Annotated in this window: 23 protein-coding genes, 1 pseudogene and 1 other annotated feature; of the genes and pseudogenes, 13 read left to right on the top strand and 11 right to left on the bottom strand. The window is 62.6% G+C overall.

Annotated features, from left to right (window positions below):
• Window positions 1-2: 2 nt before the first annotated feature.
• Genes hisH through hisG form a run of 5 tightly spaced genes read right to left on the bottom strand, consistent with a single transcriptional unit; the run spans window position 3 to window position 5,098 of the window.
• Window positions 3-626 (bottom strand): imidazole glycerol phosphate synthase subunit HisH, encoded by a 624-nt coding sequence (gene hisH / locus PG883_RS15055; protein WP_143237506.1) that lies wholly within the window; start codon window positions 624-626, stop codon window positions 3-5.
• Complete coding sequence (gene hisB / locus PG883_RS15060) at window positions 626-1,759, bottom strand: bifunctional histidinol-phosphatase/imidazoleglycerol-phosphate dehydratase HisB (protein ID WP_102948496.1); 1,134 nt, start codon at window positions 1,757-1,759, stop codon at window positions 626-628. Before hisB ends, hisH begins: the two co-directional genes overlap by 1 nt.
• Window positions 1,760-1,778: 19 nt before the next feature.
• Window positions 1,779-2,849 (bottom strand): histidinol-phosphate transaminase, encoded by a 1,071-nt coding sequence (hisC, locus tag PG883_RS15065; RefSeq protein WP_069651239.1) that lies wholly within the window; start codon window positions 2,847-2,849, stop codon window positions 1,779-1,781.
• Complete coding sequence (gene hisD / locus PG883_RS15070; protein ID WP_041211399.1) at window positions 2,846-4,171, bottom strand: histidinol dehydrogenase; 1,326 nt, start codon at window positions 4,169-4,171, stop codon at window positions 2,846-2,848. Before hisD ends, hisC begins: the two co-directional genes overlap by 4 nt.
• Before the next feature lie 30 nt (window positions 4,172-4,201).
• Window positions 4,202-5,098, bottom strand: a complete 897-nt coding sequence (hisG, locus tag PG883_RS15075; RefSeq protein WP_041211400.1) for an ATP phosphoribosyltransferase — start codon at window positions 5,096-5,098, stop codon at window positions 4,202-4,204.
• Window positions 5,099-5,122: 24 nt separating this feature from the next.
• Window positions 5,123-5,251, bottom strand: a sequence feature (His leader region).
• A gap of 190 nt (window positions 5,252-5,441) precedes the next feature.
• On the opposite strand from hisG, the gene PG883_RS15080 reads away from it, so the two are divergent.
• The 7 genes from PG883_RS15080 (at window position 5,442) to rnd (ending at window position 12,978) form a co-directional block, all read left to right on the top strand.
• On the top strand, window positions 5,442-5,687 hold the full coding sequence (locus PG883_RS15080) for a hypothetical protein (RefSeq protein ID WP_010674695.1): 246 nt from the start codon (window positions 5,442-5,444) through the stop codon (window positions 5,685-5,687).
• Window positions 5,688-5,748: 61 nt separating this feature from the next.
• Window positions 5,749-7,668 carry an ATP-dependent DNA helicase gene (locus tag PG883_RS15085; RefSeq protein WP_042017607.1) on the top strand — a complete coding sequence of 640 codons (1,920 nt, stop codon included), beginning with the start codon at window positions 5,749-5,751 and terminating at the stop codon, window positions 7,666-7,668.
• 97 nt (window positions 7,669-7,765) lie between these two features.
• Entirely contained in the window at window positions 7,766-8,467 is a 702-nt protein-coding gene (tsaB, locus tag PG883_RS15090) for a tRNA (adenosine(37)-N6)-threonylcarbamoyltransferase complex dimerization subunit type 1 TsaB (RefSeq protein WP_041211402.1), read from the top strand.
• A gap of 50 nt (window positions 8,468-8,517) precedes the next feature.
• Window positions 8,518-9,033: a Slp family lipoprotein gene (locus PG883_RS15095; protein WP_270807354.1), complete on the top strand. Its 516-nt coding sequence runs from the start codon at window positions 8,518-8,520 to the stop codon at window positions 9,031-9,033.
• A gap of 9 nt (window positions 9,034-9,042) precedes the next feature.
• A complete protein-coding gene (locus tag PG883_RS15100; protein ID WP_104452918.1) occupies window positions 9,043-9,894 on the top strand; it encodes an alpha/beta fold hydrolase in 852 nt (283 codons plus the stop codon).
• Window positions 9,895-10,090: 196 nt separating this feature from the next.
• Window positions 10,091-11,767 (top strand): long-chain-fatty-acid--CoA ligase FadD, encoded by a 1,677-nt coding sequence (fadD, locus tag PG883_RS15105; RefSeq protein ID WP_143237509.1) that lies wholly within the window; start codon window positions 10,091-10,093, stop codon window positions 11,765-11,767.
• A 98-nt stretch (window positions 11,768-11,865) separates the two neighbouring features.
• A complete protein-coding gene (gene rnd, locus PG883_RS15110) occupies window positions 11,866-12,978 on the top strand; it encodes a ribonuclease D (protein ID WP_039039174.1) in 1,113 nt (370 codons plus the stop codon).
• A 158-nt stretch (window positions 12,979-13,136) separates the two neighbouring features.
• Here the strand turns inward: rnd and PG883_RS15115 are convergent, their stop codons facing one another.
• The 4 genes from PG883_RS15115 to dusC all read right to left on the bottom strand — a co-directional run bounded on the left by PG883_RS15115 (window position 13,137) and on the right by dusC (window position 16,455).
• Window positions 13,137-13,505: a TraR/DksA family transcriptional regulator gene (locus tag PG883_RS15115; RefSeq protein ID WP_039039175.1), complete on the bottom strand. Its 369-nt coding sequence runs from the start codon at window positions 13,503-13,505 to the stop codon at window positions 13,137-13,139.
• An 81-nt stretch (window positions 13,506-13,586) separates the two neighbouring features.
• Window positions 13,587-14,552, bottom strand: coding sequence for a DMT family transporter (locus tag PG883_RS15120; RefSeq protein ID WP_010674703.1), 966 nt, complete (start codon window positions 14,550-14,552; stop codon window positions 13,587-13,589).
• 74 nt (window positions 14,553-14,626) lie between these two features.
• A complete protein-coding gene (locus PG883_RS15125) occupies window positions 14,627-15,454 on the bottom strand; it encodes an AraC family transcriptional regulator (RefSeq protein WP_010674704.1) in 828 nt (275 codons plus the stop codon).
• 56 nt (window positions 15,455-15,510) lie between these two features.
• On the bottom strand, window positions 15,511-16,455 hold the full coding sequence (gene dusC, locus PG883_RS15130; RefSeq protein WP_041211404.1) for a tRNA dihydrouridine(16) synthase DusC: 945 nt from the start codon (window positions 16,453-16,455) through the stop codon (window positions 15,511-15,513).
• Between the two features lie 176 nt (window positions 16,456-16,631).
• On the opposite strand from dusC, the gene PG883_RS15135 reads away from it, so the two are divergent.
• The 4 genes from PG883_RS15135 to PG883_RS15150 all read left to right on the top strand — a co-directional run bounded on the left by PG883_RS15135 (window position 16,632) and on the right by PG883_RS15150 (window position 20,796).
• Window positions 16,632-17,009, top strand: a complete 378-nt coding sequence (locus tag PG883_RS15135; RefSeq protein ID WP_143237510.1) for a YbaN family protein — start codon at window positions 16,632-16,634, stop codon at window positions 17,007-17,009.
• 132 nt (window positions 17,010-17,141) lie between these two features.
• Window positions 17,142-17,687: an adenine phosphoribosyltransferase gene (gene apt / locus PG883_RS15140; RefSeq protein ID WP_010674707.1), complete on the top strand. Its 546-nt coding sequence runs from the start codon at window positions 17,142-17,144 to the stop codon at window positions 17,685-17,687.
• Between the two features lie 177 nt (window positions 17,688-17,864).
• Window positions 17,865-20,342, top strand: a complete 2,478-nt coding sequence (dnaX, locus tag PG883_RS15145; RefSeq protein WP_041211405.1) for a DNA polymerase III subunit gamma/tau — start codon at window positions 17,865-17,867, stop codon at window positions 20,340-20,342.
• A gap of 124 nt (window positions 20,343-20,466) precedes the next feature.
• Window positions 20,467-20,796 (top strand): YbaB/EbfC family nucleoid-associated protein, encoded by a 330-nt coding sequence (locus PG883_RS15150; RefSeq protein ID WP_005301028.1) that lies wholly within the window; start codon window positions 20,467-20,469, stop codon window positions 20,794-20,796.
• A 110-nt stretch (window positions 20,797-20,906) separates the two neighbouring features.
• Here the strand turns inward: PG883_RS15150 and PG883_RS15155 are convergent, their stop codons facing one another.
• The gene (locus tag PG883_RS15155) at window positions 20,907-21,833 is read right to left on the bottom strand and encodes a LysR family transcriptional regulator (protein WP_041211406.1); all 927 of its coding nucleotides are present in this window, start codon (window positions 21,831-21,833) and stop codon (window positions 20,907-20,909) included.
• Between the two features lie 118 nt (window positions 21,834-21,951).
• On the opposite strand from PG883_RS15155, the gene PG883_RS15160 reads away from it, so the two are divergent.
• A complete protein-coding gene (locus tag PG883_RS15160) occupies window positions 21,952-22,833 on the top strand; it encodes a pirin family protein (RefSeq protein WP_041211407.1) in 882 nt (293 codons plus the stop codon).
• 57 nt (window positions 22,834-22,890) lie between these two features.
• Here PG883_RS15160 and PG883_RS15165 read toward each other — a convergent pair whose 3' ends face one another.
• Window positions 22,891-24,213, bottom strand: coding sequence for a YjiH family protein (locus PG883_RS15165; RefSeq protein WP_010674712.1), 1,323 nt, complete (start codon window positions 24,211-24,213; stop codon window positions 22,891-22,893).
• Between the two features lie 406 nt (window positions 24,214-24,619).
• Between PG883_RS15165 and PG883_RS15170 the strand changes: the two are divergent.
• A pseudogene (locus PG883_RS15170) lies at window positions 24,620-24,919 on the top strand (LuxR family transcriptional regulator); the annotation flags it as partial.
• Between the last annotated feature and the right edge of the window lie 92 nt (window positions 24,920-25,011).

Below are 25,011 nucleotides of genomic sequence, written 5' to 3' on the forward strand. Positions count from 1 at the left end.
TGTCATAGCTCCAGAAAGTTTTGCAGTAGGCGGGCACCGGCCGGGCCGGATCGCTCCGGGTGGAATTGGGCGCCAAAGAAGTTGTCCCGCCCGACGATGGCGGTAAAGGGCAGGCCGTAGCCGCAGGTCGCCAGGGTCGCGTCGGTCACCTCCAGCGCATAGGAGTGGACAAAGTAGAAGTAGCTGCCGCTGGGAATGCCTTTGAGTAGCGGGTGGGTCTCGTCGTGTTCAATCTGGTTCCAGCCCATGTGGGGCAGGCGCAGGTTGCCCACCTCCATCAGGCGGATCCTGCCAGGCACGATGCCGAGGCAGTCGATGAGCGCTCCTTCGCTGCCATCGGCGCTCATGTTCTCTTCCGAGGCCTGTGCCAGCATCTGCATGCCGAGGCAAAAACCGAGCAGCGGCTGCTTGGCGGCGCGAATGAGGGGCACCAGTTCCCGCTCATTGAGGTTCTTCATGGCGGCGATGGCGGTGCCGACGCCGGGCAGGATCAGTTTGTCCGCCTGCTCGATGTCGGTGGCCTTGCAGCTCACCCTGGGCTGCACGCCGAGGCGCTCGAACGCCATGCGCACCGAGGCGAGGTTGGCGCAGCCGGTGTCGATGATGACCAGGTTCTGTTTCCCCATCACAGCACCCCCTTGCTGGAGGGAAGCTCGCTCCCTTCCACGCGAATGGCCTGGCGCAGGGCGCGGCCAAAGCCTTTGAACAGCGCCTCCACCTGATGGTGGGTGTTGCCGCTGCCCACCTTCATCTGCAAGGTGATGGCCATGGCGTCAGAGAGGGAGCGGAAGAAGTGGGGCACCATCTCGGTGGCCATCTCTCCCACGCTGTCGCGACCAAAGCCGCTCGGGCAGTCGAACACGAAGTAGGGACGGCCGCTCAGATCCAGCGCAGTGGCCACGTCCAGCTCGGTCAGCGAGGTGCTGTCAGCCTCCTGGCGGGGACGCCCGTCGATCACCGCCTGCACCTCGTCCATCGCCAGCACGAAGCCGAAGCGGCCGATGCCGCGCTTGTTGCCAAGGGCCTGGCGCAGGGCTTGACCCAGTGCCAATCCCACATCTTCCACCGTGTGGTGATCGTCGATGTGCAGATCGCCGCACACTTTGAGCTTGAGGCGAAAGCCCGCGTGGGTCGCTATCTGATCCAGCATGTGATCGAAGAAGCCGATGCCGGTGGCGATCTGGTTGCCACCGCTCTTGTCGAGATCCACCGCCACCTGGATGCGGGTCTCCTTGGTGTAGCGCTCCACCTCGGCCACGCGCCCCTTGGAGAGCAGCTGATCACGAATGGCAGTCCAGCCGTGATCTTGCGGGTGGTAGCGTATGCCGCGGATGCCCATGTTCTCGGCAAGCTGGATGTCGGTCTGTCTGTCGCCAATCACGAAGGAGTTGGCAAAGTCGATGCGGCCCGAGGCGAGATACTCCTTCACCAGCCCAAGGTGAGGCTTGCGGCAGCTGCAACCGTCGGTGGGGAAGTGGGGACAGATCAGCACTTGCTCCCAAGTGACGCCCTGGGATTCGAAGAGGTGCATCATCAGGTCGTGGGGCGGCTGGAAGTGTTCAAGGGGCAGGCTGGCGGTGCCGAGCCCATCCTGGTTGGTCACCATCACCAGCACGTAGCCGGCGGCCTGGAGCTCACGCAGCACAGGTATCACCATGGGCTCGAAGCGCAGCTTCGCAAGGCTGTCCACCTGCTTGTCGGTGACCGGCTCCTCGATCAGGGTGCCGTCACGGTCGATAAACAAAAACGGGGTTTTCATCGCTACATCCTTGCTTGTCTTACAGAGAGGGTGGGGGCAGGTCACGCAGCACGGCGAGCACGGCGTCCATTTCGCCCTGATAGCCGATGGTGATGCGGATGCTGTTGTCAAGGCCAGGCTTGCTGGAGAAATCACGCAAGATGATGCCGGCGGCCTTCATGGCGGCGAACACGGCGGCGCCATCTTTGAAGCGCACCAGCACGAAGTTGCCTTTGTCCTCGAACACTTCCTTGACGCAGGACAGACGAAGCAGCTCCGCCTTGATGAGCGCCTTCTGCTTGTTGAGCTCCTGCACCCGCTCCTGCATCAATTCCAGCCCCATGGGAGAGAGCGCCTGGGCGGCAATCTGGGCGATGGGGTCGGGAATGGGGTAGGGCGCGATCACCTTGGCCAGCATGGCAATCACCTCTGGATCCCCCAAAGTAAAGCCGCAGCGGATCCCTGCCAGGGCGAAGGCCTTGGAGAGGGTGCGGGTCACCACCAGGTTCGGGTATTGGGCGAGCAGGTCCACCACGGAGGCCTCCGGGCAGAACTCGATGTAGGCCTCGTCCACGACGATGATGGCGCGGTCCCGGGCCTTCTCCAGCAGGGCGACGAGTCCCTTGCGGCCCACCAGATCCCCGGTGGGATTGTTGGGGGAGCAGAGGAACACCAGCTTCACGTCAGAGAGGCGATCGGCGATGGCGGGCCAGTCCGGCTGACGGCTGGCGGTCAATGGCTGCTCGACAATCCCCACGCCACAGGTCTCGGCGCTGATGGCGTACATGCCGTAGGTGGGGGGGCAGATGAGGATTTGATCTTCCCCTGCCTCGCAGAAGGTGCGGATCAAGAGCTCGATGGCCTCGTCGGCACCGCGGCTTACCAGCACCTGATCCGGATTGACCCCGGCGTAGGCGGCATAGCCATTCACCACCTCGGCCGGCTGGCACTCGGGATAGCGGTTGAGGCGGCTCCCCTCGACGGTGAAGGGATAGGCCAGGGGGGCCTCGTTGGCATTGAGCCAGACGTGGCCCTGGCCGCCGATGCGGCGAGCGGACTGGTAGGGAGTGAGAGCCCGCACAACGCGACGGGCCAGATTGACGATGCTCATGACAAATCCTTCTGCTGTGCTGTTTGTTGGGGCTCGGCGGCCAGGGCGTTCAACCTGAGGGTGACGGCATGCTTGTGGGCATCGAGCCCCTCGGCCTGGGCGATGCGCTGGACGATGGGGCCAAGGCCGCGAATGCCGTCTGCAGTGAGCTCTTGAACCGTGTAGCGGCGCTGATAGTCGGCAAGCCCCAAGCTCGAGCAGGTGCGGGCATAGCCGTAGGTGGGCAGGGTGTGGTTGGTGCCGCTGGCGTAATCACCGACCGACTCCGGTGTCCATGCCCCGAGGAAGATGGAGCCCGCGTTCTCGAGCTTGTCCAGCAGATCCCGGGGGGCCCGGGTCTGCACGATGAGGTGTTCCGGTGCATAGGCGTTGGAGATGGCGCAGGCCTCCTCCAGGTTGTCGCAGAGGATCACCAGGCTTGCCTTCAGGGCTTGCTCGGCGATGTCGCGGCGGCTGAGGTCGGCGAGTTGCGCCTGGATCTCGCTGCCGATGGCATCGGCCAGGGAAGCGGAGGTGGTGACCAGCACCACCTGGCTGTCGGGGCCGTGCTCGGCCTGGGAGAGCAGATCCGATGCCACGAAGGCCGGGTTGGCGCTCTCGTCTGCGATCACCAGCACCTCGGAGGGGCCGGCTGGCATGTCGATGGCGGCGCCCCGCCAGTCACGGGAAACCTGGCCCTTGGCTTCGGTCACATAGGCGTTGCCCGGGCCGAAGATCTTGTCCACCTTGGGGATGGTTTGCGTGCCATAGGCCATGGCCGCGATGGCCTGGGCGCCGCCGATGGCGAACACCTGACGGACGCCACAGGCGCGGGCGGCAAACAGGATCTCGTCGCTCGCCGGAGACGGGGTACAGAGCACCACCTCACGGCAACCGGCCAGGCTTGCCGGAATGGCCAGCATCATCACGGTGGAGGGGAGCGGCGCGCTGCCTCCCGGGACATAGAGGCCGACCCGGCTGATGGGTTGGGTGCGCAGCTCGCACAGTACCCCGGGCTGGGTTTCGACTCGGACGACGGGCTGTACCTGGGCGGCGTGGAAGGTACGGATATTGGCGATGGCGGCCTCGATGGCACCCTTGATGTCATCACCGAGTCGAGCGCAGGCGGCATCCACTTCCGCGTCGCTCACCCGAAGCTGTTCGCGGGGCGCGCGTTCGAAACGCTGGCTCAGCTCGCGCAGGGCCTCATCGCCCCGGCTACGTACCGCGGCAATGATGTCTCGCACCACGGTACCGATGTCGGCTTCGTCGCCAAGCGCGGGCCGGGTCAGGACCTCGGCTTGCCGGGCGGGGGAGAGGGTCTTCCAGATCAGGGTCTGCATGATGTGTCTTCCTTATTCCATCATCTCGGCTTATTCCATCATCTTTTCAATGGGCAGCACCAGGATGGAGCTGGCACCCAGGGCCTTGAGCTGTTCCATGGTCTCCCAGAACAGGGTTTCGCTGGAGACGACGTGCAGGGCCACCTGGTTGGTGTCACCGGCGAGCTGCATGATGGTGGGACGCTCCGCCCCCGGCAGCAGATCGGTGATGGCATCGAGCTTGTCTTTGGGGGCGTGCAGCATGATGTATTTGCTTTCGCGCGCCTGCTGCATCCCCTGGATGCGGGGCAGCAGCTTGTCGATGAGTTTCTGCTTGGCATCGTTCAGGGGGTTGGGAGCCTGCACCAGGACGGCCTTGGAGCGGTAGATCACCTCGACCTCTTTCAGGCCGTTGGCTTCCAGGGTCGCGCCGGTGGAGACCAGATCGCAGATGGCATCGGCCAGACCCGCGCGGGGGGCCACTTCCACCGAGCCACCCAGCATCACGCTCTTGAAGCCCAGGCCCTTCTCGTCGAAGAAGCGCTTGAGCAGACCGGGGTAGGAGGTGGCGATGCGCTTGTCGGCCAGGCTCTCGGGTCCTGTGTAGTTGACATCGTCCGGCACCGCCAGAGAGAGGCGGCAGCCGCCGAAGTCGAGCTGCTTGAGGGTCTTCACCGCAAAGGGCTGCCCCTGGGCTGCGCGAATGAGCTGCACCTCTTCGAGAACGTTCTCGCCGATGATGCCAAGATCGACCACCCCTTCCATCACCAGACCCGGGATGTCGTCATCACGCACTCGCAGAATGTCGATGGGCATGTTCTCGACATGGGCGATGAGGCGCTGTTCCCGCAGGTTGATCTTGAGGCCGCAGCTCTTGAAGAGGGCCTGGGAATCCTGGCTCAGACGACCGGATTTTTGCATGGCGATGCGCAGACGTTGTGTTTCCATTGCTCGATTTCCTTTTAGTCAAAAACGAAAAAACCCTCGGAAGTATGTGCTTCCGAGGGTTTATGAATCTTGCGGTCCTTTTGGAAGTCACCAGTTAAGTGTCTTCCAGCAGTCAACCTCCTGAAAGACTATTCGGGATGATGATGGTGATGATGAGTCTTCAGGGTGGTGAACTTCATGATGTAATCAATCCTTTACAAATCAGATGCCGTTGTTGACGCCCGATTTAAACTACCTGCCTTGACAGAAAATGCAACCGAAAAATGTGATCAGGACGATTAAAGTTGAGAAAACGGTTTTCTGGTCGATAACTAGACAATGAGATGCCAAAGGAGGCGACATCATGCCCAGCCAGGACCTGTTATTTCCCATCCTGCCCCGTGCACCCTCGACACCGAGCCCGGATGACATCAAGCGGGAGGTGACCCAGATCAGCCAGAAACATCAGCTGCGTAAGATAGGCACCGACAATGGCGGCGGTGGCCAGCATCACCAGCAGAGAGAGCAGCCGCCAAAGCCTGATCAACCAGCGGTGCAGGATGATGATCACAAACCGGATCCGGACCACCGGATTGATCTCTTCGTCTGAACGCATTATCAGTCCCGCTTTTTCCGCGCTTTTGGCATAATGCCCGCTTTTGCAGCGGGACATGCCTTTGACCATCATCCAGACCCTGTTCAAGCCAGACGGCCCCCTGGCCCGCCATATCGACGGCTTCAAGGCCCGTGCCCCGCAACTGGAGATGGCCGAGGCGGTGTCGCGCGCCATCAAGCAAGGTGGCCGCTTGCTGGTGGAGGCTGGAACGGGCACTGGCAAAACCTATGCCTATCTGGTGCCTGCGCTGGAATCCGGCAAGCGGGTGGTGATCAGTACCGGGTCCAAGAACCTGCAAGAGCAGCTCTTCTATCGGGATCTGCCCACCATCACGGGGGCGCTTCACTACACCCCGCCGGTGGCACTGCTCAAGGGGCGCAGCAATTATCTCTGCATCGAGCGGATGAACCGGCTGTTGAGTGAATCCCATCTGCAAAAGCCCGAGATCCTGAGCGATCTCGTGAAGGTCAAATCCTGGTCGACTGCCACCGACAACGGCGATGTGGGGGATATCCCGGGGCTACAGGAGAACGCCGAGATCCTTGCCCACGTCACCAGCACCAACGACAACTGCCTGGGTCGCGACTGCCCCTATTACGATGATTGTCACCTGGTCATCGCCCGGCGCCGTGCCATGGACGCCCAGGTGGTGGTGATCAACCACCATCTCTTTTTCGCCGACATGGCGGTCAAAGACACCGGCTTTGGCGAGCTGGTGCCCGAGGCGCAGGTCTATGTCTTCGACGAGGCGCACCAGCTGCCCGAGATCGCCAGCCACTACTTCGGCAAGTCCGTGGGCAGTCGCACCATCCAGGATTTGGCGCAGGATATCCAGCTTGCCTACCGGGCAGAGGCTCATGACATGGCCCAGCTTGGCAAGGCGGCGGACAGGCTCGCCATTGCCAGTCAGGATTTGCGCCTTGCCTTCGGCGTGGAGGGGGGGCGCGGCAACACCCGGGATCTGCTGAGACAATCCCTCTGGGCCCAGGCGCTGGCCCGCCTCAACGATGCCATCGGGCTCTGTTATGAAGTGCTGAAACTGGCGCTCGGGCGAGGGGAGCAGCTGGATCATTGTTTCGAGCGCATCAGCGAGCTGCGTACCCGCCTTGGGGAGGTGCTGGCGGTCAACCAGACCGGTTTCTCCTACTGGTATGACTGTTCGCGTCTGCACTTTACCCTCAATCTGACGCCGCTGTCGGTCGCCGAGCGCTTCGGTGCCGAGGTGCAGCGCCCCGAGGTGGCCTGGGTCTTCACCTCGGCCACCTTGACGGTGGACAATCGCTTCGCCCACTTTGTCGCCGAGATGGGGCTGGCCGGCAGCGCCGAACTCATTCTCGACAGTCCGTTCGATTACGCCGAGCAGGCGCGCCTGTGCGTACCCCGTTTCCTGCCAGAGCCCAATGCCTTCGGGCGCGGGGAGCAGCTGGCGACCCTGATGATCCCCCTCATCAACAAGACGCCGGGGGGGTGCTTCTTCCTCTGCACCAGCCATCAGGTGATGCGCCAGGTGGCCGAGGTGCTGCGCCGGGAAATCGGCCGCACCGTCCTGCTGCAAGGGGAAGACAACAAGCAGCGGCTGCTCAAGACCTTCGTGGAGAACGGTCGGGCCGTGCTGGTGGCCACCAGCAGTTTCTGGGAGGGGATAGACGTGCGGGGGGCGGCATTGTCCTGTGTTATCATCGACAAGCTGCCCTTTGCGAGCCCGGACGATCCCCAGCTCAAGGCACGGGTGGAGGATTGCAAGCTCAAGGGGGGGGATCCCTTTGCCGAGCTGCAGTTGCCCAAGGCGGTGATTGCCCTCAAGCAGGGGGTGGGGCGGCTCATCCGTGATCGCAGTGATCACGGTGTACTGGTTATTTGTGATCCTCGGGTGGTCAACAAGCCCTATGGCGCCACCTTCATCAAGAGCCTGCCTGCCATTCCACGGACCCGGGAGCTGGCGACCCTGGGAGAATTTTTCGGACCACGGGAGTGAGTCCGCCGCGCCGGGGCTGATTGCACCCGGCCATGCATGACGGCAGGCCTTGGCCATGCTGACGATTTAACTGACTGATGTGAAGAGAATAAAAAGAATGGATGAGTTGAAGATCCTGGCCGTGGATACCGCCACCGAAGCCTGCTCCGCAGCCCTCTTGGTGGGTGACACCCTCTTTTCCCGCTGGGAAGAGGCGCCCCGTGACCATACCCGCAAGATCCTGCCCATGGTTCAGGCTCTGTTGGATGAAGCCGGTCTATCGTTGGATGAGCTCGACGCCATCGCCTTCGGCCGTGGGCCAGGATCCTTCACCGGGGTACGGATCGGGATCAGCGTGGCTCAGGGGCTCGCCTTTGGTGCCGGCGTGCCGATGATCGGTGTCTCCACCCTGGCAGCCATGGCCCAGGGGGCCCATAAGCTGGAAGGGGCCGAGCAGGTGCTTGCCGCCATCGATGCGCGCATGAACGAGGTCTATTTCGGCCACTACGCCTTGGTGGACGGGGTGATGACGCTGGTGGGCGAGGAGGTGGTGAGCGAGCCAGCCGCACTGGTGCAGGCCCGTGACAAGCTGACTGGCGCGGTGAGCTGCGTTGGCACCGGTTTTGAAACCTATGGCGAGACCCTGGGCGGCCTGGCAGATGTGCTGATGCCAAGCCAGGTGCGTTTCCCGGCGGCCGCCGATATGCTGCCTCTGGCATGCCAGGCCTGGTTTGCGGGTGAGGCGGTGCCGGTTGAGCAAGCCACCCCTGTCTATCTGCGTGACAAGGTGACCTGGAAGAAACTGCCGGGTCGCGAATAGGCGGCAACGGCTGCCCCGGGCTGCTTTATCGGACGATGATGGAGAGACGAATGAGAAAATCCGTGATCATGCTGGGATTGGTGGGGCTGCTGCTGGGCGGTTGCAGCACGGTGCCCAAAGAGCTTGCCTATGAGCCTGCGGATCAGCTGGTGGCCTATCAACCCGCCCTGCAGGGGATCGAAGGCAAGCCGGCCCGCTGGAGCGGTGTCATCTCGGCGGTCCACAACAAGGCGGATCAGAGTGTCATCGAGGTGGTCTATCTGCCCCTCAAGTCCAACGGGGTGCCGGAGCAGACCGAGCAGAGCCCCGGTCGTTTTCTCGCCATCATGCAGGGGTTTGTCGACCCGACCCTCTATGCCAAGGGTCGCAGCCTGACGGTGCTCGGCACCCTCGACAAGCCGGTGGACAGCCAGATTGGCGAGCACAAGTATCGCTTCTCGGTACTCAAGGTGACGGGGAGCAAGCTGTGGCCACCGGTGAAGGAGGTGGAGATCCGCTACATGGATCCCTACTTTTACGATCCTTTCTATGATCCCTTCTGGCCCAGACGACCCCTGCGCCGCTGAGGAGCCCGGATGACGGCGACATTGCAGGAGCGCAGGCTGCGCCTGGCGGACGGGCGGCACATCGCCCTGCTGGACAATGGTCAGGAGGACAGACCGCTGCTGGTGGCCCTCCATGGCTGGCTCGACAACGGCGCCAGCTTTTTGCCTCTGGCCCCCTGGCTGTGGGCGTTTCATCTGGTCTGCGTCGATCTGCCGGGCCATGGTCACTCCGATCACAAGTCGACCCCCTATGTCTTCGTGGACTGGCTGGATGATCTCTACCAGATCACCCAGGCCGCGGGCTGGCAGCGTTTCATCCTGCTTGGTCACTCCCTGGGGGCGCTGATTGCCTCTGCCTATGCCGGCGTTTTTCCCGAGCAAATCGAGCGGCTCATTCTGCTGGAGGGGCTCGGCCCCTTGAGCCAGCCTGACGAGGAGGTACCGGGGCATCTGCGTCGCGCCATCCTCAACCGCACTCGTACCCGTGAGCGTGCAACCAGTGGATTTGCCACCCTCGAAGAGGCCGTGGCTGCCCGCTGCAAGGTGGCGGACATCCCCCCGAGTGCGGCACGCCTTATCTGCGAGCGGCAGCTGGAGGCGCGGGCAGGGCGCTGGTATTGGCGCAGTGATCCCCGTCTTCGCGATCTCTCGCCCCTTCGCATGAGCGAGGGGCAGGCCCAGGCCCTGATCCGGGCCATCGCCTGTCCGGTGCTCTTTATCCGGGGAGAGCAGGGCTTCCCCGGGCTCCTGGCACAGTGGCAGTTGCGGGAGGCGGCCTTTGGCCACATTGAACGGGTGACAGTGGCAGGAGGCCATCATTTTCATATGGAAAATTCATCAGAAACCGCCGTTTATATCGAAAACTTCGCTCAAATCCGGTAGGATCAGCGGCTTTGAATCATGTCAGGTTTGCTTTCTCCTTCACATTTCCCGTTGTTAATTCACTGTTAATTGATGTTGCCTTATGTAAATATGTGCGGCATTAGAGCATGAACTTAAAACAACTGATTGAAATGGATGTGACAGGGACGGAGGCAACACAGTGAGCGCACAGGTGCGAGTTATGCAGGAGAAGTTCGTGGAAAGAGTCTGGCTGAAGCGTTATCCAGAAGGGGTGCCCGCCGAGATCAATCCAGACCAATACGGCTCTCTGGTCGAGATGTTTGAAGAGTCGGTGAACCAGTTCGCCGATCAACCCGCCTTCGTCAACATGGGGCAGACCATTACCTACCGCCGGCTGGAGGAGCAGTCCCGAGCCTTCGCCGCCTACCTGCAAAACGAGCTGAAGCTCGGCAAGGGGGACAGGTTGGCCGTGATGATGCCGAACCTGCTGCAATACCCCATCGCGGTATTCGGCATCCTGCGGGCCGGCATGACGGTGGTGAACGTCAACCCCCTCTATACCCCGCGCGAGCTGGAGCATCAGTTGAAAGACTCCGGCGCCAAGGCCATCGTCATCGTCTCCAACTTTGCCCACACCCTGGAAAAAGTGGTGTATGACACTCCGGTCAAGCACGTGATCCTGACCCGGATGGGTGACAACCTGGGGCTGGCCAAGGGGACCCTGGTCAACTTCGTGGTCAAATACGTCAAGAAGCTGGTGCCCAAGTACAACCTGCCCCATGCCAGCACCATGCGCCAGGCCCTCGCCAAGGGGCGCTACCTGCAGTACATCAAACCCGAGATCAGCAACCAGGACATCGCCTTCCTGCAATACACCGGCGGGACCACCGGCCTCTCCAAGGGGGCCATGCTGACTCATCGCAACATGATCGCCAACGTTGAGCAGTGCCTCGGTGTCTATGGCCCCGTGCTGGAGCGCGGCAAGGAGTTCGTGGTCACGGCGCTGCCGCTCTATCACGTCTTCGCCCTGACGGTAAACTGCCTGCTGTTCATGCGTCTGGGGGGCTACAACCTGCTCATCAGCAACCCCCGCGACATCCCGGGTTTTGTCAAAGAGATCAAGAAGTATCCTTTCACCTGCATCACCGGGGTGAACACCCTGTTCAACGCCCTGGTCAACAACGACGAGTTCAAGGGCATGGATTTTGCCAAGCTCAAGCTCACCATCGGTGGCGGCATGGCGGTGCAACGGGCGGTGGCCGAGCAGTGGAAGGGGCTGACCGGCACCCCGCTGCTGGAGGGCTATGGCCTGACCGAGTGCTCGCCCCTGGTGAGCGTCTGCCCCTATGATCTGGTGGATTACAACGGCTCCATCGGTCTGCCGGTCTGCTCCACCGAGATCCGTCTGGTGGATGACGAGGGTAACCAGGTCACCGAACGGGGTGCCCCCGGCGAGATGCAGGTGCGCGGTCCTCAGGTGATGACCGGCTACTGGCAGCGCCCGGAGGCGACCGCCGAGGTGATGCAGGATGGCTGGCTCTGCACCGGCGACATCGCGGTATGCGACGAGCAGGGTTTCTTCAAGATCGTCGATCGCAAGAAGGACATGATCCTGGTCTCCGGCTTCAACGTCTACCCGAACGAGATAGAAGACGTGGTGGCCCTGCATCCCAAGGTGCTGGAGGTGGCCGCCGTCGGCGTACCCAATCCGGTGTCCGGCGAACAGGTGAAGATCTTCGTGGTCAAGAAAGATGCAAAGCTGGCGGAAGAGGAGATAATTGCCCACTGCCGCAAACATCTGACTGCCTATAAGGTGCCGAAACTGGTAGAATTTCGCGACGAACTTCCCAAGACCAACGTGGGCAAGATCCTGCGCCGCGTACTGCGCGACGAGGAGATTGCCAAGCAGTAACCGGCATGCACTGCTTTGCAGTCCAGCGCTGTCGTTATGCAAAACCGTGGGACATCCACGGTTTTTTCTTTCTGGATCCGACCAACGTGCAGGCAACGATGCAATATCAACTCATTTCACAGCAAGCCGAACTGGATCAGTATCTCGCTTCTCTGGCCGACGTTCCCCTGGCCATCGATACCGAATTCGTTCGCACCCGTACCTACTATCCCCAGCTCGGTCTGTTCCAGATCTACGATGGCAAGCAGCTTGCCCTGCTCGATCCCCTGACCCTGGATCTCTCCGGTTTGTGGCAGCGCCTCGGTCGGGCCGGACAGATTGCCATCCTGCACGCCTCCGGTGAGGATCTGGAGCTCATCCAACATCAGGCGGGTCACCTGCCCAACCAGATGCACGATACCCAGCTGGCGGCAGCCTTCCTGGGCCATGGCGTGTCGGTGGGGTTTGGCGCCCTGGTCAACGAATTCCTCGGGGTTGAGCTTGAGAAGGATCAGGCCCGTACCGACTGGCTGGCGCGCCCCCTTACCCCTCGTCAGCTGGAATATGCCGCGGCGGATGTCTTCTACCTCATGCCCCTCTACGAGAAGGTGATGGCCAGACTGCGCGAGAGCGGCAAGTTCCCCTGGTTCGAACAGGAGTGCCAGAACCACTCCGCCCGCAAGACCCAGGGCAGCGATCCCCGTCAGGCCTACCTAGAGATAGTCAACGCCTGGCAACTGGGTCGCCGTGAGCTGGCCATCCTGCGCGAGCTGGCCGCCTGGCGCCAGCAGGAAGCGGTACGCCGGGATCTCGCCCTCAACTTCGTGGTCAAAGAGCTGCACCTGTTCAAGGTGGCGGAGCGTCGTCCCGCTTCCCTTCGGGATCTCAACGAGCTGGGCCTCTCGCCCATCGAGATCAAGATCCACGGCAAGCGGATGCTGGACATCGTCGCCGCCGCCCAGCAGAGCGACCCTGCGAGCTGGCCCGATCCCATCCGCCGTCTGGTGGACTTCCCCCAGTACAAGGCCGAGCTCAAGCGCATCAAGGCCATGGTGGAGGAGAAGGCCAAGGCCAGCAACATTCCGCCGGAGCTGGTGGCGAGCAAGAAGATCATCCACCAGTACTTCACTTGGAGCTGGCGCATGAGTGCCGAGGAGCGGGCCAGGGCGGACAAGCCCATGCTGCTGCAAGGGTGGCGTCATGAGCTGGTAGGCCACCTGCTGGCCCAGTGACGAGTACGCAGTACGAGAAGGGGAGTCCATGACTCCCCTTTTTCATGCCTGTGCGGCCGCCCCCAGGGGTTGCCGGGATCGTCGCACCAGGGGGTTGGTCATGATGGGAAGCGAGAAGGGGTGGAGGAGGAAAATGGCGGGCACAAAGGGTGCCCCCATCAGAGTTCGTGAGCGTGGAATCCCTTGCGGTAGCGGGCCTCGCAGCGCGGGCAGCGTTGCAGGGTCGGATCCTGTTCCAGCTGTTCAGGGAGCAGCGGCTCCTCACAATCGGAGCAGAAGCCATAGAGCCCCAGATCCATCTGGCAGAGCGCCGCGTCGAGCCGCTTGAGGCGTGCCACGCTGTGTTCCACCCCGGGCAGATCGAGACGGCTGGTCAGATCAACCAGTTGATCCCGCTCGCAGCGCTCCACCTTCTGTGCCCAGTCATCTTGTCGACAGGCCTTGAGCTGACGGATCAGCTCCTCTCTTGTTTGCGCCCAGTCGGTCAGAAGGCGCTGATGCCATTCGGCCAACCGGGCTTGCGTCACTTCACACACAGCAGCCCCCAAAAACGAGTGATAAAACTCGGCCAGTATAGGGAAACCCGCGGTTTATCAAGATGACATGAATCAAGTTAACCGTGCTTTGACGGGTTTTTCCGGCAGGTGCTGCGGCTTGCCGGTGATGACGTAGAGCACTCCCGCCACCAGACAGACGACACCCACCAGGGTACTCATGGGGGGCATGATCCCGCGCAGCATAAAGGCGTAAAAGAGCCCCGCCAGAGTCTCGAACACGATGAGCGGCCCGACCAGCACGGTCGGCAGGCGCTGGCTCGCTTCGTTCCAGCACAGGGTGCCGAGCCAGGAGCAGAGGAGCCCCACTGCCCCCATCAGCAGCACGAAGCGCAGGGGCGTCGGCCCGAAGGGCAGGGGAAAGTCCGGTGCGCTCAGGGCAAGATGGCCGAGGCTGCCGAGATAGGCAATGAGCGCCACCGGCAGGGTCACCAGCCCCTGGGCGGTGGCCCAGACGGCCGGACTGCGGCCCGGGTGCTCGCGCAGCCAGCGGGCGTTGCGCAGGGGATACCAGGTCCAGCACAGCACGGCGCCCACCGCCAGGGCGAGCCCAAGCAGTTGTTCGGTGCGCGCCTCGGTGTGCCAGGTGAGCTCGGCGCTGTTGACCAGACAGAGGCCGGCCCCCATCAGCACCAGGGACGGGTAGAGCCGGGTGCGGGAGAGGCGACCGTCCCGTGCGCCATAGAGGCGGTTGGCGGCCAGGGCCGTCACCACCGGCAGGGTGCCGATAAACATGGCCGCCAGGGGCGAGCCGATGCGCAAGATGGCCCCCGACAGGCAGAAGTAGTAGAGGAGGTTCCCCACCAGAGTGAGGGCGAGGGCCTCTCGCCAGTCGCTGGCCGAGAGGGCCGCCAAGTGTTTGCGGGCCTGCCAGGCGAGCGGCAGTACGATGAGGCCGAAGGCGAGGTAGCGGCCGCTCGCGAGCAGGGCGGGGGGATAGCCGTCCACTAAGAGGGGGGCGACGAAGATGAGCCCCCACATCAGGCCGGCCAGCAGGGCAAACAGGACTCCGATCAACATGTTTCATATCCGGTAAAGAAGAAGGAGGCCAGCCTAGCAGGGGGGAAGGGGGGCGTATTGAACCAGATTGCGCTTTAGCGGCCAGCCTGCACCTGTTTCTGGTAGCGGACCGGGGTGGTGCCATAGCGGCGCAGGAAGGCACGGTTGAGGTGGGACTGATCGGCCAGACCACAGGCGGCGGCCACCTCGGCCGCGGGCAGGCCGGCAGCCAGCCACCCCTTGGCGCGCTGCAGACGGATGGCCATCAGCATCTGCTGGGGGGTGACGTGAAAGCGGGCCTTGAAGCTGCGCTGGAAGTGGTAGGGGCTGAGGTTCACCGAACCGGCCAGCTCGGCCAGGGTAATGGGGCGGGCGAAACAGGCCTGCATATAGTCGATGGCGCGGCCCAGAGGGTGGGCCGCTTCGCGCGGGGCCGCCAGGGCCCGGGCATGGGGGCGTAGGGTCTCGCACACCCTTAGCAGCAGGCCGTCGGCGGCGAGCTCGCTGTCACAGTGCCAGAGGGCATCCAGGGCCGCCTGCAGGACGGGGGCAGTGCGCGGATCGCTTCGCACGGCATCGGTGAAATACCAGTCGCGCTCGCCGCTGATGGCCTCGAGCCGATCGGCGGGCAGGTAGAGCATGCGATAGCGCCACCCTTGCTCGCAGGCTGACTCGCCCGTGTGCAGCTCATCGGGGTTCATCAGCACCAGGCTGCCGGGACCGGCCAGGAGCTGGCTGCCGCGATAGCGAAAGCGCTCGGCACCGCACTCGATGACACCGAGGCCAAACCCCTCGTGACTATGGGGATCGAAGATGTGGTGCTGGATGTGGGCGCGATAGAGCTCGGTCGCAGGCTGCCCCGGCAGGGCGCGAAAATCGGCCCTGTCGTGCTGATGGGTAAAGTTGACCGGTACTCCCTGCATCCTGACCTCCTGTCAATGAGCCTTCATCATAGGGCGCCGCGGGGCGGCGGCCAAGTCTAGGCCTGTGAGGCGCACTCGCGCTCGAGGGCGGAGCGGATCTCCTCTGCGGTCTTGATGGTGCGGATGCGGCGAAACAGCTCGTCGGCCTGGGGGTATTCCCGCACTATGTAGGAGAACCACTGCTTGATGCGGCTCGGGTAGTAGTCGGCCTTGTCGCTCGCCAGATCCTGCTCGGTATAGGTCACCATCAATTGCAGTACCTCGGCCCAGCTCATGTGTGCACACCCCGTCTTCATCACGTTGGCCAGGTTGGGGAGGGAAATTGCGCCCCGGCCAACCATGAGGGCATCGCAACCGGACACCCGGGCACAGATCAGGGCATCGGCATGGTTCCAGATCTCGCCGTTGGCGGTGACGGGGATGGGCAGGGCGCGGCGGATGGCGTCCACGTACTCCCAGTGTGCCGGCGCCTTGTAGCCTTCGCGCTTGGTGCGGGCATGCACCGCCAGCTCGTTGGCGCCCCCCTGATAGACGGCCTGGGCGTTGTCCAGATAGAGATCCTTGTCATCGTATCCCAGGCGGATCTTGGCGCTCACCGGCAGGTGGGCAGGCACGGCCTCCCGCACCGCCTTGACGATGCGATAGACGGTCTCGGGTTCCTTGAGCAGCACGGCGCCCCCCTTGCTCTTGTTGACCGTGGGGGCAGGGCAGCCGAAGTTGAGATCGACCCCGGGAGAGCCGAGCTCGATGGCGCGCACTGCGTTTTCGGCGAGCCATTCCGGATGCTGTCCCAGCAGTTGCACCCGTACCGGGGTCCCCGCACGGGTCTTGCCATCCTGTCTGAGCTCGGGGCAGAGGCGATGGAAGACCTTGGCGGGCAGCAGTTGATCGACCACCCGGATGAATTCACTGACGCAGAGGTCGTAATCATTGACGGAGGTGAGGACCTCCCGCATCAGGTGATCCAGCACCCCCTGCATGGGGGCCAAAATAACGCGCATAGCTGCTTCCGAAGACAAGGGGAGAAAAAAGAGCGCAGATTGTAGTGGCAATGGCCGGGATTGTCAGCCGTCTGCCCACTCGATGGCCCCCATCGACGGCCGCAGACTGGGCCAGGCTGTCAGCTTCCGGGCCAACTCTGTTAGGCTAAAGGCAGAGAAACACTAGAGGAGTACCCATGAAACGCTGGTGTCTGATGGCCCTGGGCTGGCTTGCCTTCGCCACCGGGATAGTCGGGATAGTCCTGCCCCTGCTGCCGACAACCCCCTTCATGTTGCTGGCGGCGGCGCTGTTTGCGCGCTCCTCCCCCCGCTTTCATGGCTGGTTGCTGGCGCATCCCTGGTTTGGCCCCCCCATCCTCGACTGGCAGCAGTATCGCGGCATTCGCCGCCACGCCAGATGCCGCGCCATCATCTTCATCCTGATCTCGTTCTCGGGATCGCTGCTGGTGGTGCCGTTGCCCTGGGTGAGGTGGCTGCTGGTGGTCATAATGGTGATCCTGCTCACCTGGTTGATGCGTCTGCCGGTGCTGGAGCCGGTTGCAATGAAGAAGTGAAATCCCTAAGCTATCGCGGCAATAATGCTATGGAGTTGGCTCGTCATTTTTGCGTGACGGGCCTTTTTATTGCCCCCAGGCGGAGACCCCGTGCGCCGCCATGGCAGGGCTCAAAAAATAAGCGGTCAAATAATGAATCCGGAAACCCTGAAGTTTATCGAAGCGAGCATCAAGACCATTCCCGACTATCCGAAGCCGGGCATTCTGTTTCGCGACATCACCAGCCTGATCGAGAATGCCGAGGCCTTCAAGGCCACCATCGATCTGCTGGCCGATCATTACCGTGATCAAGGCATCACCAAGATTGTCGGCACCGAGGCCCGTGGCTTCATCTTCGGCGCCCCGGTTGCCTACGCCATGGGGCTGGGGTTCGTGCCGGTGCGCAAGCCGGGCAAGCTGCCCCGCGCCGTCATCGAGGAGTCCTACGCCCTGGAGTACGGCACCGACACCCTGCAACTGCACACCGATGCCATCGTGCCCGGTGACAAGGTGCTGGTGGTGGACGATCTGCTGGCCACCGGCGGCACCGTCGATGCCACCGTCAAGCTCATCCGCCGCGCCGGCGGTGAGGTAGCGGATGCCGCCTTCATCATCTCCCTGCCGTCCCTGGGCGGTGATGCCCGCCTGACCGCCGCCGGCGTCAAGGTTGTCTCTCTGGTGGAACTCGCGGGGGCGTAAATCGCCCCTTCGCGCGGCAGGCCTCGTCACCCTGCTTTCTGCCGCAAACCGGTGCCTGAACGGGCACCGGTTTGAAATTCAAGCGATCCCTCCCAAGGCGGCGCATCCCCCATACAGCCAGCCCTCCATTTGTGTTAGCATCCAGCCTCAATGCCTCGTTTCCCAGCATCGAGATCTATGAGCTATCAGGTTTTGGCGCGCAAATGGCGCCCCCATACGTTTGAACAAGTGGTCGGCCAGCAACATGTGCTGACTGCCCTGACCAATGCCCTGGATCAGGGACGGCTTCACCATGCCTACCTGCTGAGCGGGACCCGCGGGGTGGGCAAGACCACCATCGCCCGCATTCTGGCCAAGAGTCTCAACTGCGAGCAGGGGATCAGCAGCCATCCGTGCGGTGTGTGCGATACCTGCCGCGAGATCGATCAGGGCAATTTCGTCGATCTGCTGGAAATCGATGCGGCGTCCCGCACCAAGGTGGAAGACACCCGCGAACTGCTCGACAACGTGCAGTACCGTCCGGCCCGTGGTCGTTTCAAGGTGTACCTCATCGATGAAGTGCACATGCTGTCGCGCCACAGCTTCAATGCGCTGCTCAAAACCCTGGAAGAGCCGCCCCCCTATGTGAAATTCCTGCTGGCCACCACGGATCCGCAGAAGCTCCCCATCACCATCCTCTCGCGCTGCCTGCAGTTTCATCTGAAGAGTCTGGATCAGACCCAGATCGCCAGGCAGCTCGAATGGGTGCTGGATCAGGAGGGACAACCCTTCGAGCCTCGCGCCCTGCTGGCCCTGGCCAAGGCGGCTGACGGCAGCATGCGCGATGCCCTGAGCCTCACCGATCAGGCGCTGGCCCACGGCAACGGCAGCGTGCGCCTGGAGAGCGTGCTCACCATGCTGGGGACCCTCGATCATCACCACCTGCACCAGTTGCTGGAGGCAGTGCTGCGCCAGGATGCACCCGCCACCATGGCCAAGATCACCGAGATAGCGACCCTGGGCCCCGACTTTGATCAGCTCCATGCCGAGCTGGAAGCCTTGCTCCACCGGGTGGCCATGGCGCAACTGCTGCCTGCGAGCGTGCAGGAGCAGGGGGCGGATGCCGATGCCTTGCTGCAGCTTGCCGGAGCCATGAGCCCGGAAGAGGTGCAGCTCTGCTATCAAATCGTGCTGGGGGGGCGCAAGGATCTGCCCTGGGCCCCTGACGGGCGCACCGCACTGGAAATGACCTGTCTGCGGATGCTGGCCTTCTCTCCCCGGCGCGAGGTGGTCCATCCCGCCAACCTGGCGGCCCAACCTCTCATGACAGGGCACTCCGGCGTGATGGCGGCTGCGAGGGAAAGCGCGCCGCTCCTGCCGGGAAAGCCCCAGGGGGCTGAGCCGGCCCCGGCTGCCAGTGCAGCACCACAGGCTCCCGCCGCGCCAGCATCGGTCCTTGAGGCCGAGCACGTCGCCCCCTCACCCAAGGCGGAGGAGGGCGCAGTGCTGGATCCGCTCTTTGCCGAGCAGGATGAGCTGCTGCGTGAGGCCGAACGGATGGGTTACGAGGCCGTGGTGCCTGCCAGTCCGCCTGCAGAGCCTGCCTCTGGGCCGTTGGCGGCGGATGACGCCGGGCAGACGCAGCAGGTTGATGTTCAAGGGGAAGACGTCGCCATCTCTTCGACCTCCAGCATGCAGAGCCTGCTTGGCAAGCGCAATTTGCTGCGAAGCCGCCTGCGTGGCGAGCAGAGTGCAAACGCCGCGCCTGCCCGGGTCACTCCCGTCAAACCGGTGGCCGCGACCAAACCGGCCCCGATGCCTGCCGTCGCGACTTCGCCCCAGGCCGAGGTGCAACCAGCGGCGCGGCCCGAGATGCCGGTGCAGGGATCTGCCATGCAAACGGGGTATGACGACCTGCCCCCTCTGGATGCCTATGAAGAGGGGGCCAGTGACTACGAAGAGTATCTGAATCAGGGGTTTGACGAGGGGTTTGCCAGTGCCCCGTTGCCCACGCGGGCAGTGACTTCCGCCCAGCCAGCTCCCGCCACCATGGCACCTCCTTCGCAGGAGGATCTGCCGCCCTGGGATCTGGGCGCTGACGCCGGCAGCGCGGATGCGGCGGCACCTGTGGTTGCCGCTATGGTGCCTGCCGCGCCTCCAGTGGCTGCCAGCGAGCCTCAGCCCGCCATTGCGTTGATGGAGACCATCGACTGGGATGCGCTGGAGAGCGACGCCCAGCCCGAGGAGGAGGGGGAGGTCGCCCGTCTGATCCCCTCGTCCTTGCTGGTCAATTGCGGGGACGCCTGGGCCGAGCTCATCGCCCGCACCGGGGTGGGTGGTCGGCTGCGTCAACTGGCCATCAACGCGGTGATGACCCGGGAAGGTAATCGGGTCTCCCTGCTGCTCAAACCCGAGCAGCGCCATCTGGTGAGCGACAAGGCCCGCGCCGATCTGGCCGAGATCATCGGTCCCGAGCTGGGCGGCCCGGTTCACATCGATGTGACCCTGGGCTCGGATCCCGCGCGGGAGACGCCGCTCGAGATAGAGCATCGTCTCTATCTCGGGGTGCGTGAACAGGTGAGCCGGGATCTGGCGGCGGATCCCAACGTACAATTCTTGCAGCAGCGTTTCGGCGCCGTGCTCCATCCCGAGAGCATCGAACCCCTGAGTCGCTGAGTTGCGGTGAAAAAACCGTGCCGGGGCTTACCCCCGGTTGAAAAGACCTTTGGCTGCCCCCACTTAGGGCAGATGAACCCACAGCCCGGCGCTGGATGCCGGATTTCAAGACGAGAGACGATCTATGTTTGGTAAAGGTGGAATGGGTAACCTGATGAAACAGGCCCAACAGATGCAAGAGCGCATGCAGAAGATGCAAGAGCAGCTGGCCCAGATGGAAGTGGTCGGCGAGGCGGGCGCAGGCATGGTCAAGGTGACCATGGCCGGCAGCCACAGCGTGCGTCGTATCGAGATCGATCCCAGCCTGATGGAAGATGACAAGGAGATGCTGGAAGATCTGGTCGCCGCCGCCGTCAATGACGCCGTGCGCCGCGTGGAAGAGCAGAACAAGGCCAAGATGGGCGAGCTGACCGGCGGCATGCAACTGCCCCCGGGCTTCAAAATGCCCTTCTGAGGATCCTGCCCGTATCCGTTTCCCCTCCTCTGTGAAGGGGAAAATGAAAAGGCCAGAGCCAAGCTCTGGCCTTTTGCATGTCGGCACACCCGGGAACGGCCATGCACAGATCATGGCGGGAGCTGCGTACTTGCCTGCCCCAGGGGGGAGAAGCCCTCGACCAGATGATCGATGAGGGCGCGGATGGCAGGCAGCAGACCGCGGCGTGAGGGGAAGACCGCGTGGATCACCTCCTGGCGCGGTGCCCAGTCGGGGAGCAGACGCACCAGCCGGCCATCGGCCAGGGGCTCATCCATCATCATGGTGGGCAGTTGCACGACCCCGAGCCCGTCGATCGCCCCCTGACGCAATGTCTGCATGTCGGTGGTGGCAAAGCGGGGGCTGTGGTGCTGTTTGACTCTGGCCCCATTGGGGCCCAGCAGGGTCCAGTGATGGCCTTCCAGGCTGGCGCCATGACCGAGGCTCGGCCATGACAGCAGATCTGCGGGGGCCCGGGGCATGCCGAGTGACGCGACAAGGGCCGGGCTTGCCACCAGACACTGGGTCGCATAACCCAGCACCCGCATGGCGAGATCGCTGTCCTCCAGGGGCAGTGGTCGCACCCTGAGCGCCATGTCCAACCCCTCCGCGACCAGATCCACCGCCCGGTTGACCCCGACGAGCTGCACCTTGACGCTGGGATGGGCCAGGGCGAAGGAGACCAGCATCCTCCCTACGTGGGCGTGCAGCAGATCGATGGGGCAGGCGATGCGCACCAGACCGCAAGGCTCGCTCTGGGTCGCGGCGATGAGATCCTGCGCCGCATCGGCTTCCACCAGCATGGCCCGGCAACGGGTGTAATAAGCCTGCCCGAGTTCGGTGACGGTGAAGCTGCGGGTGGAACGCTGGATAAGACGCACCCCGAGTCGCTCTTCCAGCATGGCGATGCGGCGGCTGAGCCTGGACTTGGGCATGCCGAGGGCCCTGCCGGCCTGGGCAAAGCCCCCGTGATCCACCACCTGGACATAGAAATAGAGGTCGTTGAGATCCTGTTGCATGGGGTTATCGTTCACAAAATAGGACGCTGATGGCAAATTTTACGTCTACCGGACGCAGCGTTCCAGACTCACAATGCGAGCCACGACACATCCCGTGACGATCACCCAGGAGAGCATCATGAAAAGAGTCATCGGTATTTACAGCGCCCCTCGACAACACTGGGTCGGCGACGGATTCCCGGTTCGCTCGCTGTTCTCGTATCAGACCCATGGCCGCGCCTTGAGCCCCTTCCTGCTGCTGGACAGGGCTGGCCCGGCACATTTCGAGCCCGCCGATCATGCCAGGGGAGTGGGGGAACACCCGCACCGTGGTTTTGAGACGGTCACCATCGTCTATGAAGGGGAGGTCGCCCATCGCGACTCGACCGGCCAGGGGGGGATCATCGGTCCGGGAGACGTGCAGTGGATGACGGCCGCCGCCGGCATCATGCACGACGAATTCCACTCCCAGGGGTTTACCCGTCGTGGTGGCACCCTCGACATGGTGCAGCTGTGGGTCAACCTGCCCGCCAAACACAAGATGTCGACGCCCGGTTATCAGGGCATCACCAGCGACACCATCCCGCAACTGAGCCTCAAGGAGGGCGATGTGCGGGTACGCATCATCGCCGGGAACGATGCCGGGTTGCAACAAGGCGAGGTAGAGGGGCCAGCCCGCACCTTCTCGCCCATGAACATCTGGGATCTGCGGCTCAAGGGCGGGGCCAGCGTGGTGCTGCCGGCGGTAGCGGGATGGAACAGCGCCTTGGTGGTGCTCAAGGGCTCTCTCATTATCAACGGTCAGGAGCGCGCGTGCGAAGCACAACTGGTGCTGCTCGATCCCAACGGGGAGGAGTTCATGCTGGAGGCGGAGGGCGAGGCCAGCTTGTTGCTGCTGAGTGGCGAGCCCATCGATGAACCCATCGTGGGTTATGGTCCCTTTGTCATGAACAGCGAGGCAGAGATCCATCAGGCGATAGATGATTTCAACAGCGGCCGGTTCGCCGTCATCGCCCCCTGAGACAATCCCGATAAAAACAAAGCGCCTGATGGCGCTTTGTTTTTTTGTGAGCCCTGGTCAACCGAGCCAGCCGAGGGCCAGTGCCAGCCTGCCGCACAAGGCGGCCAGCAGGATGCCAAGCAGGGTGCGCAGCAGCCAGATCACCACCAGCTGTCCCACGCTCACCGGGATCCGGGTGGCCAGGATGCAGGGGATGGAGGCAGAGAAGAAGAGCACCGAGCTGACCGAAACCACGGCCGCGACATAGCGCACCAGCAGGTCGGCATCCTTGAGCAGGATGGCGGGCAGGAACATCTCGGCCAGACCGGCAGAGAGGGCCTTGGCGGTGGCGAGCGGTTCGCCGAGATCCAGCAGCCAGGTCAGTGGCCAGAGCAGCCAGCCCAGCAGATCGAACAGGGGAGTGTGCTTTGCCAGCAGCAGGCCCAGCAGACCGACGGACAGTATGGTGGGCACCACGGCAGCGGCCATGTGAAGACCGTCCCTGAGGTTGTCCTTCAATTGCCGCAGCAGGGGATCAGCCTGGTGGGACTGGGTCAGGCCGCAGGTGAGGGCCGCCTGCCAGCGGCTCATGCCAGCCGGTAGCGGCTCGTCGGTCTCCCCATGGTGAGCCAGGCGGCTGATGGGAGGAACACGCGCCAGGATGGCGGTGATGACGAAAGTGATCACCAGGGTGGACCAGAAGTAGAAGTTCCAGTGTCCCATCAGGTTGAGGGTCTTGGCCACGATGATCATGAAGGCGGCCGAGACGGTGGAGAAGCCGGTGGCGATGATGACGGCTTCTCGCACCGTGTACTTGCCCGCGAGGAAGACCCGGTTGGTGATGAGCAGGCCCACCGAGTAACTGCCGACGAAAGAGGCGACGGCATCGATGGCGGAGTGACCCGGCGTGCGCCACAGGGGGCGCATCACGGGTTGCATCAGCACCCCGATGAATTCCAGCAGGCCGAAACCGAGCAGGAAGGTCAGGGCCATGGCGCCGATAGGCACGATGAGACCCACTGACATGGCCAGTTTGTCGAACAAGAAGGGGAGGCGATCCGGGGTCATCAACCAGGCAGGGCCCCAGTCTGTGACATACAAAATGGCCAGGGCCAGCCCGAGCAGCTTGAACAGGCTCAATACCCTGTCGATGGGACGGGCGCGCCAGCGGCCATCCAGCAAGGGGGTGATGGCGCCATAGGCGATGAGCAAGAGAATGAGGGTCAGGGCAAGGGGGCGCTGGGCAATCAGAAAGCCGGCCAGGTGATCCACCACTATGGTGCTGCGCCCGCCAAGCTCGAAGGGAACAAAAAAGATGGCGATGCCAAGCAGGCTGGCCAACAGCAGCTTGATGCCGGCCCCTGATCCTGCCGGTGCAGTGAGCGTGTGTTCAGGTTCCATTTTCTCTCCTTGTGATCCGCATGGTTCAATTCCATTGAGGGGATGATTTGTATATACAATATCGTCCGGCGCTCAAAATGGAAACACCAAAGTCACCAAAATGCAACATGTGAATCGGTGTGGATGCAGATGACCCCAATGTTGAAAAGCGTGATCTTGGGGGGAAGAGGGGCCGGGATGGCGAGTGGGTGGTGAGACATCAAGAGGTAAAACAGGGAGGTAAGCGACCAGCGCCAGGAAAAACATGAGCGGCTATTTACCCTTTTTGGCCATATTCATTCATGAGCCTATATTCATGACTATTTATGAATAAATCATAAACCCTTTGTTCATTTGACTACTTTTCGACTATCCCATTGCAGAGTAAGATGCCTCTTCAATAAAAATAAGAATTAGGAGTTCGGGTGTGAAGGCATTAGAGAAAGAAAGGATATCGCCCTATATCAGCCAGTTATACGAGTGCGGTATTAATGATTCTGACATTAAGCTGGTGGTGGACCAATTTCGCGCGGACGTCTCCTGCAGCTCGTCCCTGTTTTTATTGCGGGACGATGACAAGAGCGACGGAATAAAGCTCTTTTCCAGCGGGTTGAGCGAGGCCCAGCAACAGTTTTATGTACAGCACCATCGCCAGGATGTGTGGTTCAATCATTATCTGGACAAGGGCTGTCAGGGGATCGTCAGCGCCAACGCGAATTCAGATAATAACTGCAACACCCATGGTGCATAGGAGAGAAGAGGCCAACTGCCGGTTCTGGTACGCTTCTTCTCGCCAAAGAAACAAAGCGGAACACCATG

Origin of the sequence: Aeromonas sp. QDB25 (assembly GCF_027707725.1) — a bacterium.
In the GTDB taxonomy this organism is placed as follows: Bacteria; Pseudomonadota; Gammaproteobacteria; order Enterobacterales; family Aeromonadaceae; genus Aeromonas; species Aeromonas caviae.